Here is a 12,508-nt window from a genome sequence, read left to right as displayed (position 1 = left end):
ACGCTCAGAACGCCGCCAGTCCGGTAATCGCCCGGCCCAGGATCAGTGCGTGGACATCATGCGTGCCTTCATAGGTATTGACCGTTTCCAGGTTCACCATGTGACGGATCACCTGGTACTCCTCGCTGATGCCGTTGCCGCCATGCATGTCGCGCGCGTGGCGGGCGATTTCCAGCGCCTTGCCGACATTGTTGCGCTTGACGATGCTGATCATCTCCGGCGCAAACTCGCCCTCATCCATCAGGCGGCCAACGCGCAAGGACGCCTGCAGGCCCATGCCGATATCGGTGATCATGTTGGCGAGCTTGAGCTGGTAAATCTGCTTGGAGGCAAGCGGTACCCCGAACTGGTGCCGGTCGAGGCCATATTGGCGCGCTGCGTGGAAACAGAATTCGGCCGAGCCCATACTGCCCCAGCTAATGCCATAGCGTGCGCGGTTGAGGCAGCCGAATGGCCCTTTTAGCCCTTGCACATTGGGCAACAGGGCGTCCTCGGGCACGCGCACTTCGTCCATCATGATCATGCCGGTGGTGCTGGCCCGCAGGCTCAGTTTGCCTTCGATCTTGGGCGCGGAAAGGCCCTCCATCCCTTTTTCGAGGATGAAACCGCGAATGCCGTCGCCGTGTTCTTCACTCTTCGCCCAGACGACAAAAACGTCGGCGAAAGGAGAGTTGGAGATCCACGTCTTCGCGCCCGAAATGACGTAATCGCTGCCGTCTTTCTTGGCGTATGTGCGCATGCCGCCGGGATCAGAACCCGCATCCGGCTCGGTCAGCCCGAAACAGCCGATCAGCTCACCACTGGCGAGGCCGGGCAGGTATTTCCGACGCTGTTCTTCCGAACCATAGGCATGGATCGGGTACATCACGAGGCTGGACTGGACAGAGGCCATGGAGCGATAGCCACTGTCGACCCGCTCAATCTCGCGCGCGATCAGGCCATAGGCGACATAGCTTGCGCCTGCGCCGCCATATTCTTCGGGCACCGTGGCCCCCAGCATCCCGGCCTGGCCCATCAGCGGGAACAGTTCGGGCGCCGATGTTTCTTCGCGATAGGCATCGGTAACGCGCGGCTGCAGCTCGCTTTGCGCGAAACCATGCGCCGCGTCGCGGATCATGCGTTCTTCTTCGGTGAGTTGGTCTTCGAGCCGGAACGGATCGTCCCAGGTAAACTTGGCCATGCCTGCCATGGAAACTCCTTAGATCAGGAGCGCCCTTTCGCAGGTGCAGGTTCCGGCTTCAAGACCACACTTCGCACAGGGGGCACCCGTGACCGCGTTAGTTAGTCTGCGTTGAGCGCCGATTGCACATTCGCCAGCATGGTTTGCGGCGGGCAAGGCTTGGACAATGCGGTTGCCTGCGGGAAGCGCGTTTCCATTTCCTCCAGCGTGTAATTGCCGGAATGGAAGATCACCTTCACGTCTTCGGCGATCAGCTTTTCCGCAAGCGGGAAGACATTGCCGTCACCCAATTGCACGTCGAGGATGGCCACATCGGGCTTGCGTTTCTGGAAGGCCAGCATGGCAGATGCCACGTCGGGAACAGGCCCTTCTACTTCGAAGCCTGCTTCTTCCACTGTGTCGCACAGGTCGATGCCGATGATCCCTTCATCTTCGGCCACCAAAACTACCGGTCTATCCATCCATCTTCCCCACTGCGGGTTGGTCCCGCTGGATTCTCAATGGCCAAACGCCGCAGAGGTTCCGTGACGGAGGGTAAACTATAGCTTCCCGAATTGCGACTCGTAGCCTTGCGTATCGCCAGCGGCGAGCAATTTGGCCTGTTTGACCCAGTCATCCCTGCGGATCCGCCCGGAAAAGCGGCCCAGCTTGTCGTCAATCGCATCGATCTCGGCTTCGCTCCAATCGGCAATCTGGGCAAAGCTGGTGACGCCGTTTTCCTTCAGCAACACGACCAGTTTGGATCCGACGCCCTTGATCCGGGTCAGGTCGTCGCCGGATGCGGGCGAATCTGTTGTTGGTGCTGCGGTTTCCTCCTGCGCGTTTTGTGCAGCGGCGGCGACAGCGGGTCCGGCACCGGCCAGCCCGACCGGCGGCACTTCGGGTACGGGCACATCGCGTTTGGCCACCGGCTCTGCATCGATCAACGCCTGATTGCGGGTGGCGGGTTTGTCTTGTGCAGCCTCTGCGCTGTCACGGGCAATCTTGGTCTTGCGCGAGGCGACGAAAATGAACCACGCAACCGCGATGCCGATCAGCAGTGCGGCGAGGAAATAGGGCCAATTGGCTTCGACCAATTCGATCATGCGAAAACTATCCTTTCGGAGTGTCAGAAACTTCGTCGGGCTCAGGCGCTGTGCCGGACCGGCCCCACAGGCCCCAACCGATGCCAAGACCCATTGCGTAAGTGAACAGCAGCAGCACCATCAGTTCGAACCAGATCGGCATCTCAACGGGCTCCCGGCGTGTCGACAGGGGTAGGGCGCAGCGGAACCTTGGCGACGACGGAAAACTCGATCCGGCGGTTGGCTGGATCGGCGGAGTCGAGACCCTCGACCGGCTGCGCAGAGCCGAAACCCTGGGTGCGCAGGTTCTCCTCTGGAATGCCGCGCGCAACCAGGCCGCGCTCGATCGTGGCGGCCCGCCGTTGCGACAGCACGATATTGGCCGGTTCGTCACCCGAGTTGTCCGTGTGGCCGTTCACCGCGATAATCGCCCCGACACAAGGGCGCAGGGCTGCCGCAACCTCGTCCAGCAATTCGGTGCCGCCCGCCGCCAGGGCAGAACTTGATTCTTCGAACCGGATCGTACGCGCTTCCAGAATAGCTTGCACATCATCCTGGCATTGCATTGATGCGAAAGGGATTTCCCCGGCCTCGGCCAACATTGTCCCGTCGGTCCAGTGGACCCCGCCGACACCCGGGATGGTCGCAATCGCCGTGGCAATGTCAGCCCGTGTGCCCTCGTCCAGGTCACCCACGGGGGAGAGCATTGCGTGCCGGCTGGCCCAGCCTTCCTGCGAGGCGAAGCGGATTGTCACGGCATCGGCTGCGACGGAGTTGGCCATTTCACCAGCCTGACGCGACAGCGCGTTCGCGATCGACTGCGCGCTGTTTCCCGCGCCCACGAAAGCGAGCGAGGCGGTCAGCAGCGCGCCGGCGGCGATGGCGATGGTCGGGCGAATTCTCACCCGACATCCCTAGCCATCGCTGGCGGCGCTTGGAAGGGGTCAGTTACCCCCGACCGCTTCGCTCGCCTCGCGCTGCATCCCGCTGGCCAGCGATGTCAACTTGACGAATTCCTGCCGCCAGAAATTGTCCTGGCTGCCAGCGAGGCTGGCAAGGTCACCGTAGGAGAAGCGGCCCAGCAACGGGTCACCACGCAGTTTCTGCCCGAACCCGGCCACAGCCGTGGCAAAGGCAAAATCGCCGCGCGGAGCCGTGGCCGCGCGCAAAGTACTGGCCGGCAGGACATAGTCGATCAGTTTCGACGTTTCGCCATCGGGCATTTTGTAGCGCAGTTTGACATAAGCGGCTTCGTTGGCTCGATCGGTCGCGGCACTGGCCAGCTTCTCTTCATAGCGGCGCGGGCCGATCCATCCCTTGGTTCCTGCAGGCACGACTTCGTAAATCGCTGTTACCTGGTGACCGGCACCGATGTCGCCTGCATCCACGGCGTCATTGTCGAAATCTTCCTCGCGCAGGGCACGGTTCTCATACCCGACCAGCCGGTATTGGCTGACAACGGCGGGATTGAATTCGACCTGGATTTTCACATCCTTGGCGATGGTGAACAGGGTCGACTGCATTTCTTCGCCCAAGACCTTCCGAGCCTCGAGAGCGCTGTCGATATAGGCGTAATTGCCGTTCCCGTGATTGGCGATCTGCTCCATCATCGCTTCGTTGTAATTGCCGGTGCCAAAACCCAGCGTGGTGAGGGTTATCCCGGAATCGCGTTTCTTCTCGACCAGTTCGACCAATGCATCACGGCTCTGCACGCCGACATTGAAATCACCATCGGTGGCCAGGATTACGCGGTTCACGCCGCCTTCGATCCGGTTATCCTCTGCGATCTGGTACGCAAGCTTGATCCCGGCGCCCCCGGCGGTCGAACCCCCGGCAGAGAGGCTTTCCAGCGCAGCACGGATCTGGCGCGTGTCGCTGGTCGGTTCCAGAACCAGACCCGCAGCGCCCGCATAGACAACGATCGATACCTTGTCCTGCGGTTTCAATTCACCGGCCAGGCCCGACAGCGCTGTCTTGACCAGCGGCAGCTTGTCCGGCTGCCCCATCGATCCCGAAACGTCCATCAGGAACACCAGATTAACCGGCGGTCGCTCAGCGCGGGGCAGGTCATATCCGGCCAGGCCAATGCGGATCAGACGGGTGTCGGCATTCCACGGCGTGCGCGCCGCATCCAGATTGACAGTGAAGGGCTGCGAACGGTCGCTGGGGCGATCATAGTCGTAGCGGAAGTAATTGATGAATTCCTCGGTCCGCACAGCTGCCTTGGGCGGCATTTGCCCCTGGCTGAGGAACCGGCGTGCATTGGCGTAGGCCCCGGTATCGACATCGACCGAGAAAGTCGAAACCGGCTCTGCGGAGGAAACTTTGACCGGCGAAACTTCCTCGCCATCATATTGTTCGCGGTCGACCGGGCGGGGCACGAAAACCGGCGGGAAATAGCGGTACTTCGTATCTCCGGGCGCAACGGCCGTCTGCGGGTCCGGCGTGGTTGCTGCTTGGTCCGCCATGGGCGCTCCGCGCACTCGGGAGCCAGTGACCATGATCGCTTGCGATTCTGCCAGATAGGCCGGCGAAGGAGCCGGCGGTGGAGGTGGAGGTGGCGGCGGGGGCGGCGGCGCGACAGCGGTATCGTTGCCTTTCCCGGTCGAACCGACACGGTCGCCTTCTTCATACGATCCGGCACAACTGGCCAGAGCCATGGCCAACACACTCACGGTGGCGAAACGGGCGATACGCATTCGGCAGTCCTCCCAAACATTCTGTAACCCGTGCCAGAGCATCGGCGAGTCGCGTGAATGCTCTCTGAATGTTTCGGTCAGGAAGTTTAAGCTTGCTGCGAAGTCTCTGATTCCGCTTCGTTTCCGCCGATGTTCTTGCGGAACAATACGCGGTCCTCGGGCCCGAAGCCGCGATGCCAGATGATGAAGCCATAGGTGCCCAGGATCAGCGGGATACCAATCAGCAGCTCGAGCCATTCGGGCAGGAATGTCGCGCCCCAGCCGACGAGCACCGCAGGCCCTATGGCCCAGAGCAGGGCCCAGCGCCAATTGTTGACCCGATGCCCCAGGATGCGGCTGAGGAGCACGGCCTTGACCAGCGATGCGACGCCGAGTGCGATCATCAGCGAAACGGCTGCCCCTGCGGCCATGAACCCGTCGCCCCAGGCAAACCGTTCGATCACTAGCAAGGCGCCCACGGTTAGCGCGGCCTGCAAGCCAATCGTGGCGAGCGAGATCCACATGTTCCGGACGCGCGCCATATAAACTAGCGCCGCTTCCGAAACGACGGCGGTGGCGGCCACGACCTCTGCCGCCAGCAAGAATGCCAGCGCACCCGTACCGCCGACAAATTCCGGCCCGATCAGGCCCATCACCGCTTCGCCCGGGATGCCCAGAGCCAGCGCAATCCCGGCTTGGGCGGCAATGATCCAGAACCCGACCTGGCACACCTGCTTGGCAATCGCGGCGTAATTCTTGACCTTCAAATTCTTGGTGATGACCGGGCCGAGCACGGGTTCGAAACTGGTCTTCAGCTTTTGCGGCAAGCTCGCGACCTGCTGCGCCATGTAGTAGATCCCGACCGCTGCCGGGGATGCGAAGAAGCCGAGAATAAAGATGTCGAGCCGCCGCGTGCCCCATTCCACTGCATCGGTGGCGGCAAGCGGCAGAGCGCGGGTGAGCATACGCCACATGTGGCTCGGATGCGGCCTCCAGCCGCGCGGTGCCCCATACGTCTTCAGGAACGGCCAGAGCGCGGTCAGCAATCCGGCATAGATCGATCCGATATAGGCGAAGGCCAGCCCTTCATCGGGAATGGTGAAATAGAGCACGCCGGCAAGGATCGAGATCGTCCACGGCTCCACCACCGCACGTGCCCGGACCGTGGTCGCAATGTCGAACTTGTAAGCCTGCGCGGCGAGGGCGATTTCGGTCAGCGCGTAACCTGGAATGGCAATGACGAGCAGGATGTCGAGTTCGCTGTTCATGCCGTTCGGGAACATCGGCTGCGGGAAGATCCACAGGATCGTCGCGACAATTGCCGAGAGCATCAGGGCAACCAGGAATCCATCGAGGACAAGGTTGGCCTGGTGCTCTTCGCTCTCGGCCAGGCGCTGGGCCAGCCCGCGCTTTTCACCCATCGAACAGACCAGGGCGAGCAGTTCGACCACGATCAAGGCCGAGGCGAAACGCCCCACCGCGTCGGCGCCGTAGAGACGACCAGCGAGAAACAGGAATGGCAGGCGCGCGACCAACCGCAAGATGAAGCCGAAGAAATTGGTACGTCCACCCTTGGCGAGCGCTGCCATGTCGCCCGAGTGATCGTCTGCCGGAGTATGGCTCGTGTCGCTCACGCCTTGCTTTCCTGCTCGCGCTTCAGCGGACGGGCGAGCAATTGCTGGACGACTTCACCCGCGCTTGAACCAGTCAGCAGCATATTTACCGCATCCACGATTGGCATGGCGATTCCGCGGGTCCGCGCGAGTTCTGCCAACACGGGCGCGGTATGCGCGCCTTCGGCGACAGTCTTGCGGTCGGCCATCAAATCAGTAGCGGACTGGCCTTCGCCCAATGCCTTGCCAAGCGAGAAATTGCGGCTGGAGACAGACGAGCAGGTCAGGACGAGATCACCCAGGCCACACAGGCCCGCAAGCGTTTCAGCCTTGGCCCCGTAGGACTCGCCGAAGCGCAGCATTTCAGCATAGCCGCGCGCGATCAATGCGGCGCGCGCATTCTGGCCCAGCCCGAGCCCGTCGACGACACCGCAGGCGATGGCGAGCACGTTCTTGACCGCGCCGCCGATTTCAGCGCCGGCCACATCGAAGGAATAATAGGGCCGGAAGGCAATACGGGCGATTTCGGGGGAGAGCCGGTCCCACTGCGTTTCGCCACCGCTGCATGCCAGCGTCACCGCGGTCGGGAGGCCATCGGCGACTTCATGAGCGAAGGTCGGGCCGGACAGCACCGCGACCGTGCTTCGCGGGCACGCCTGGGAGGCGACATCGTTCATCAGGCGGCCGCTACTTTGTTCGATGCCTTTGCTGCACAAGACGAGGTCGCGCGGCTGGTCAGGCAATTGCGCCAAAACCGCGCCCATATGTTGCGCCGGGGTCACCACCAGGACGACCGGAATACCGCGTAGATCTTCGATGGTGCCGGTGGCCGTGATCGTTTCGGCCAGCAAGGCGTTTGGCAGGAAATGGTCGTTGCGGTGGTAGGTGTTGATATTCTCCACCACTTCGGGCTCGCGCGCCCACAGGATCACAGCGCGCCCGTCGCTCGCCAGCATTTGCGCGAGCGCCGTGCCCCAGGCTCCGCCACCGATTACTGCCACCTGTGCGCTCATGCCTTTACTCCCGCCCCGCGCACCGGCTCGGCATCCGGGTCCAGCGGCCAACGTGGCCGGGCGCGGAAATCGAGCGGGTCGCTCTGGCCAGTCTTTAGCCGTTCACAGCCTGCCCAGCCAATCATGGCAGCATTATCCGTGCACAATGCCATCGGTGGTGCGACAAACCGCATGGAACGTTCGGCGGCGAACCCTTCCAGGGCTCCCCGTATCGCCTGGTTGGCTGCAACCCCGCCAGCGACAACCAGGGCAGGGAGTGGTGTTTTGGCATCCAGTGCCGCCTTCAGCCGGTCCAGCACGCAATCGATCGCGGCCTGCTGGAAACTGGCGGCGATATCGGCGTCGACATGCTGGTCGCTATCCTTGGCCCGCATGACCGCGCTTTTCAGTCCGGCGAAGGAGAAATGCGGTTCCTTGCTGCCCAGCAGCGGGCGGGGCAGTGGGACGGCCTGTGGATCGCCTTCCAGCGCGAGCCGCTCGACCGCAGGGCCGCCGGGATAGCCAAGGCCCAATATCTTGGCCGACTTGTCGAATGCTTCGCCCAGCGCATCGTCGATCGTTGTGGCCAGGCGGCGATACTGCCCCACGCCTTCCACGTGCAGGATCTGGCAATGCCCGCCAGAGACGAGCAGCAAGGCGTAGGGGAAGTCCAGATCAGCATCGGCAAGACGCGGGCTGAGCGCGTGGCCTTCGAGATGATTGATGGCGATCAGGGGCTTGTCTGCCGCCATCGCGAGGGCCTTGGCGCTGACCAGACCGACCATGACGCCGCCGATCAATCCCGGGCCGGCGGTGGCGGCAATCGCATCAAGGTCTGCGAATTCGAGCCCGGCCTCCTGCATCACCTCGTCGATCAATGGGGCAAGCCGCTCCGCGTGGGCGCGTGCGGCAATTTCCGGCACTACCCCGCCATAGGGAGCATGCGCCTCGTCCTGCGAGGCGATTCTCTGCGCCAGAATGCGGCGGTCGGTGGTCACCAACGCTGCCGCTGTTTCGTCGCAGCTCGATTCTATGCCGAGGACTATCCCCATGCGGCTTCCCCTTAGCCGATGCCGGGGCTAGGGCAAGCGCGCCCGATGCCTGATACGACGACTGATACAATGACTGACACACCGATCCTTCGCCTTGGAACACGCCAATCTCCGCTTGCCATGGTGCAGGCCGAGGAGGCTCGCCGCCGCTTGTGCGAAGCCCATGGCTGGGACGAGAGCGCGGTCGAGCTGGTCCCGGTGGTGGCAAGCGGGGACAAGATCCAGGACCGGCCACTGGCAGAAATCGGTGGCAAGGCACTGTGGACCAAGGAACTGGATGCGTGGCTGGCCGAAGACCGGATCGACGCGGCGGTTCATTCGATGAAGGATGTCGAGACGATCCGCCCCGACAGCCTCCATATCGCCGCCATATTGCCGCGCGCAGACCGGCGTGATGTGCTGATCGGGGCCGACAGCATCGCCGCGATACCCACCGGTGCTGTTATCGGAACAAGCGCGCCGCGCCGTGCCGCCCAGATGCTGCACCATCGCCCCGATCTGAAGATCGTCACCTTTCGCGGGAATGTAGCCACCCGTCTGGGCAAGCTGGAGGCTGGCGAGGCGGATGTGACCTTGCTTGCGGCAGCGGGCCTCGAACGTCTGGGGCAAGAAGGCATCGGCACACCGCTGGCGTGCGACCATTGGCTGCCTGCACCTGCGCAAGGGGCGATCGGGCTCGAATGCCGCAGCGATGCTGCCCGCACGATCGCATTGCTCGAAGCCATCAATCATGCGCCTTCGCAGGCGGAAGTGCTAGCCGAGCGGGCCTTGCTCGCGGGGCTCGGCGGCACTTGCCACAGCCCGATTGCCGTTCTCGCCACCGCAGACGGCGCGCGCATCATCATCTCGGCGACCCTGTTCAGCCCCGACGGAACGGAGCGCACCGATGGAAAAATCACCGTGGATGCTGATGACCTCGGAACCGTCACCGCTTTCGCTGAAGATTTGCTGGCGAAGGCCGGGCCGGCAACGCAGGCGGTGTTCGGACCCCCAGCATGAGCGTTCCGATATTCGTATTACGCCCGGAGCCGGGCCTGACCGCGACGCTTGTCGCGGCCTTTGAGGCTGGATTGAAAGCGAAGGGGATGGCTCTTAGCAGCGTCGAGCCGGTCACCTGGTCCGCGCCCGCCAAACCCTTTGACGGCCTTTTGATTGGCAGCGCCAACGCGGTCCGCCACGCGGGCAAGGAGCTGGACAAGGTCTCGCACCTTCCGGTGCTGGCCGTCGGCGCGACCACAGCGAAACTGGCCCAGGAGGCCGGGTTACAGGTGGAGCATGTCGGATCGGGCGGCTTACAAGACCTGATCGACACTCTGCCAGGCGAACCGAGGCACTTGCTGCGGCTGGCCGGGGAAGTGCATGTTGCGCTGGATGTGCCAGCCCACCTGACGCTCGACAGCTGCGTCGTGTACCGCGTGCAATATCGTCGCCTCTCCGCCGATCAGGCCGGCTTGCTGTCCGGCGGTGCGATTGTGTTGCTGCATTCGGGCGAGGCAGGTAGACATTTCGCCGAAGAATGCACGCGTCTGGGCGTTGATCGCAGCAGGGTCGACATCGCGGCCATGGCACCTCGCATCCTCGAAAACATCGGCGACGGGTGGCGCTCTGTCCACGTCGCAGACGGCCCCAGCGATGCTGCTTTGTTGGATTTGGCCGGAAACCTGTGCCATTGAGGGCGCATACCACGATAGATCGCGGGTAAAGCGCGGCAACCGGGTCAAAGAACGGATACGAATGAACGATATGTTTTCGCAGCCCAAGCTGGGCGGCTCCTTCCGGGCCGTTGCCGGCGTCGTGCTGCTGGTCGCCCTGATCGGCGCCGCAGTGCTTGGCTATATGTGGTGGCGCCCAAATTTCAGCGGCGCCCAACAAGAAGCGATTGAAGTCGCTGCAGAAGATTCGGAAACGGCGCTGGCCGCAGCCGAACCGGAGGCCGACGAAGAACCGGACGCGACCCCCAGTGCCCAGGCCTCCGCTGCCGCTGTCGAGCAGGCTGCAGAAGCGGCCGTCGAGCGGGTGGCCGAGCAACAGGGCGGGATCGATCAACGCCTGGCAGCCGCCGAGCAGCGTTTGGCCCGACTGGATCTGCAAGCGCAAGCGGCAGCGGGGAATGCAGCGCGTGCCGAGGGTCTGTTGATCGCCTTTGCCACACGGCGCGCGATTGAACGTGGCGCGGAGTTGGGTTTCCTGGCGGACCAATTGCGGCTTAGGTTCGGTGATGCGTTGCCGAATGCCGTGCGCACCGTCGTCAGCATGTCCCGCGATCCGGTGACTATGGACCAGCTAATCGCACGATTGGAGGGGTTGGAGCCTGAATTGCGCAATTCGAGCGAAGAGCCGAGCCTAGACCGGTTACGGCGCGAAATCAGCCAGTTATTCGTGGTCCGGCGCGAGGATTCTCCGTCGCCCCAGCCGGTCAGGCGGCTCGATCGGGCGCGGCTGTTTCTGGAAAGCGGGCGCTACGAAGCCGCTATCGAAGAAGTGCAGAATATGCCCGGTGCCGAGCGAGCGGAGCGTTGGATCGCCGATATGCGTCGCTACGCCGCCACCCAGCGGGCCCTGGACTTGATTGAGACCTCCGCCGTGCTCGAGCCGCGTCGTCTTCGCGACGGGGCAGGGAACCGCATTGGCCAGCCCAGTCCGGTTCAGGAAGTCGCACCTGCGGGGAACTAAGCGCGACGCAGACCGAGCGAACCGCAAAATCAGTGGCGTAGCAATTCCGGCCTTTCGCCGGTTACGCCGCGCGCTTCATCCATGAAGAAACTCTTGAGTGCTGAGGTGCGCTGGACGCCCGCCATGCCAATGCGGCGGATGGCGGAGGCGGCCTTGCCGGGAATGCCGAACAGGCGGGTGAGCCCGTCGGTTGCTGACATCACCATGATCGAATCGAGAGCGCGCCATTCCTCGTAACGCTTGAGCATCTGGGCATCGCCGGGTTCGAGCCCGATCTTGCGGCCATCTTCGAGAACCTGCACCAGTGCCCCGACATCGCGCAGCCCCAGATTGAGGCCCTGCCCGGCAATCGGGTGCATCCCGTGAGCGGAATCGCCGATCAGCGCGAGCCGGTTGCCGATCAGTTTCGCAGTATGCTGGAAGCTGAGCGGGTAGGAGGAGCGCGGGCTGTTGAGGCTGATGGAGCCGAACAGGCTATCCATACGCTTTTCGACCTCTGCCCTGAACGCGTGGTCTGACAGTTTCAGCACTCCCTCGGCGTCTTCTTCCGCGACCGTCCAGACCAACGCGCTGCGATGGGTACCATCGGGTGCGTCGAGCACAGGGAGGAGGGCGAACGGACCATCGGGATAGAAGATTTCCCACGCCACATTGTCATGCGGTTTCTCATGGTCGAGCCCGACGATAATGGCGCGGTGGCTGTAATCCCACTTCGCCATCGACAGGCCTTCTTCCTCACGGGTGGGGGAGCCCCGGCCTTCGGCAGCGACCATCAGCGACGCGGTCAGCTGTGTTCCATCGGCCAGCGTCGCTGCCACTCCGAATTCGTCGCGTTCCCGTGCAACAATCTCTGCCGGAGCGTGCCAGGTGATCAGTTCCTCCTGCCGCGCGGCCTCGAATAAAGTAACCCGCAGCATCCGGTTGGCGAACATCCGCCCAAGCGAATCTTCATGTGGCTCGGGCTGGAAATCAAGCCGGCCCGGTTTCATCTGGTCACTAACCGCGATGGAATCGATCGGGCAGCCATGGGGTTCGAGCGTGTCGGCAAGGCCGATATTGCGAAACAGGTTCCAGCTTGCCGTGGAGATTGCCGTTGCCCGACCGTCAAAACCCTCTGCCGTCACATCGGCCGGATCAGCGCGATCGACCACGTGGCTGGAAAAACCACGCTTCGCAGCGGCCAGGGCAAGCGTCATGCCCACCAGTCCACCGCCCAGGATCAGAAGGTCGCGCCGGTCAGACATGGAAACCCCTTG

The 12,508-nt window shown here is 63.1% G+C and carries 13 protein-coding genes; 3 read left to right on the top strand and 10 right to left on the bottom strand.

Translation table 11 applies throughout. The features are described 5' to 3' along the window. Positions 1-4 precede the first annotated feature (4 nt). The 9 genes from ABD653_RS05550 to tsaD all read right to left on the bottom strand — a co-directional run bounded on the left by ABD653_RS05550 (position 5) and on the right by tsaD (position 8,579). Complete coding sequence (locus tag ABD653_RS05550) at positions 5-1,189, bottom strand: acyl-CoA dehydrogenase (RefSeq protein ID WP_160780240.1); 1,185 nt, start codon at positions 1,187-1,189, stop codon at positions 5-7. A gap of 92 nt (positions 1,190-1,281) precedes the next feature. Then, a complete protein-coding gene (locus ABD653_RS05545; protein WP_160780239.1) occupies positions 1,282-1,641 on the bottom strand; it encodes a response regulator in 360 nt (119 codons plus the stop codon). A 78-nt stretch (positions 1,642-1,719) separates the two neighbouring features. Beyond that, positions 1,720-2,265: a hypothetical protein gene (locus ABD653_RS05540; protein ID WP_160780238.1), complete on the bottom strand. Its 546-nt coding sequence runs from the start codon at positions 2,263-2,265 to the stop codon at positions 1,720-1,722. Between the two features lie 7 nt (positions 2,266-2,272). After that, positions 2,273-2,407: a hypothetical protein gene (locus ABD653_RS05535; RefSeq protein ID WP_267904710.1), complete on the bottom strand. Its 135-nt coding sequence runs from the start codon at positions 2,405-2,407 to the stop codon at positions 2,273-2,275. 1 nt (position 2,408) lies between these two features. Then, entirely contained in the window at positions 2,409-3,149 is a 741-nt protein-coding gene (locus tag ABD653_RS05530) for an OmpA family protein (RefSeq protein ID WP_160780237.1), read from the bottom strand. A gap of 39 nt (positions 3,150-3,188) precedes the next feature. Then, positions 3,189-4,943: a vWA domain-containing protein gene (locus ABD653_RS05525; RefSeq protein ID WP_160780236.1), complete on the bottom strand. Its 1,755-nt coding sequence runs from the start codon at positions 4,941-4,943 to the stop codon at positions 3,189-3,191. 86 nt (positions 4,944-5,029) lie between these two features. Next, on the bottom strand, positions 5,030-6,511 hold the full coding sequence (locus tag ABD653_RS05520) for a lipopolysaccharide biosynthesis protein (protein WP_160780514.1): 1,482 nt from the start codon (positions 6,509-6,511) through the stop codon (positions 5,030-5,032). 41 nt (positions 6,512-6,552) lie between these two features. After that, positions 6,553-7,548: an NAD(P)H-dependent glycerol-3-phosphate dehydrogenase gene (locus ABD653_RS05515; RefSeq protein WP_160780235.1), complete on the bottom strand. Its 996-nt coding sequence runs from the start codon at positions 7,546-7,548 to the stop codon at positions 6,553-6,555. After that, entirely contained in the window at positions 7,545-8,579 is a 1,035-nt protein-coding gene (gene tsaD, locus ABD653_RS05510) for a tRNA (adenosine(37)-N6)-threonylcarbamoyltransferase complex transferase subunit TsaD (RefSeq protein ID WP_160780234.1), read from the bottom strand. The genes ABD653_RS05515 and tsaD overlap by 4 nt, the downstream gene beginning before the upstream one ends. A gap of 69 nt (positions 8,580-8,648) precedes the next feature. On the opposite strand from tsaD, the gene hemC reads away from it, so the two are divergent. The 3 genes from hemC to ABD653_RS05495 all read left to right on the top strand — a co-directional run bounded on the left by hemC (position 8,649) and on the right by ABD653_RS05495 (position 11,252). Further along, complete coding sequence (gene hemC, locus ABD653_RS05505) at positions 8,649-9,578, top strand: hydroxymethylbilane synthase (RefSeq protein WP_160780513.1); 930 nt, start codon at positions 8,649-8,651, stop codon at positions 9,576-9,578. Continuing rightward, positions 9,575-10,252 (top strand): uroporphyrinogen-III synthase, encoded by a 678-nt coding sequence (locus ABD653_RS05500; RefSeq protein ID WP_160780233.1) that lies wholly within the window; start codon positions 9,575-9,577, stop codon positions 10,250-10,252. Before hemC ends, ABD653_RS05500 begins: the two co-directional genes overlap by 4 nt. A gap of 61 nt (positions 10,253-10,313) precedes the next feature. Then, positions 10,314-11,252, top strand: coding sequence for a hypothetical protein (locus ABD653_RS05495; RefSeq protein WP_160780232.1), 939 nt, complete (start codon positions 10,314-10,316; stop codon positions 11,250-11,252). Positions 11,253-11,281: 29 nt separating this feature from the next. Here ABD653_RS05495 and ABD653_RS05490 read toward each other — a convergent pair whose 3' ends face one another. Next, positions 11,282-12,496, bottom strand: a complete 1,215-nt coding sequence (locus ABD653_RS05490) for an FAD-dependent monooxygenase (protein WP_160780231.1) — start codon at positions 12,494-12,496, stop codon at positions 11,282-11,284. Positions 12,497-12,508: the final 12 nt, after the last annotated feature.

This window comes from Parerythrobacter jejuensis (assembly GCF_039536765.1).
Taxonomy (GTDB): Bacteria; Pseudomonadota; Alphaproteobacteria; order Sphingomonadales; family Sphingomonadaceae; genus Parerythrobacter; species Parerythrobacter jejuensis.
Note: the sequence above shows the minus strand (reverse complement) of the source record. Positions and strands in the feature narration are given on the sequence as shown.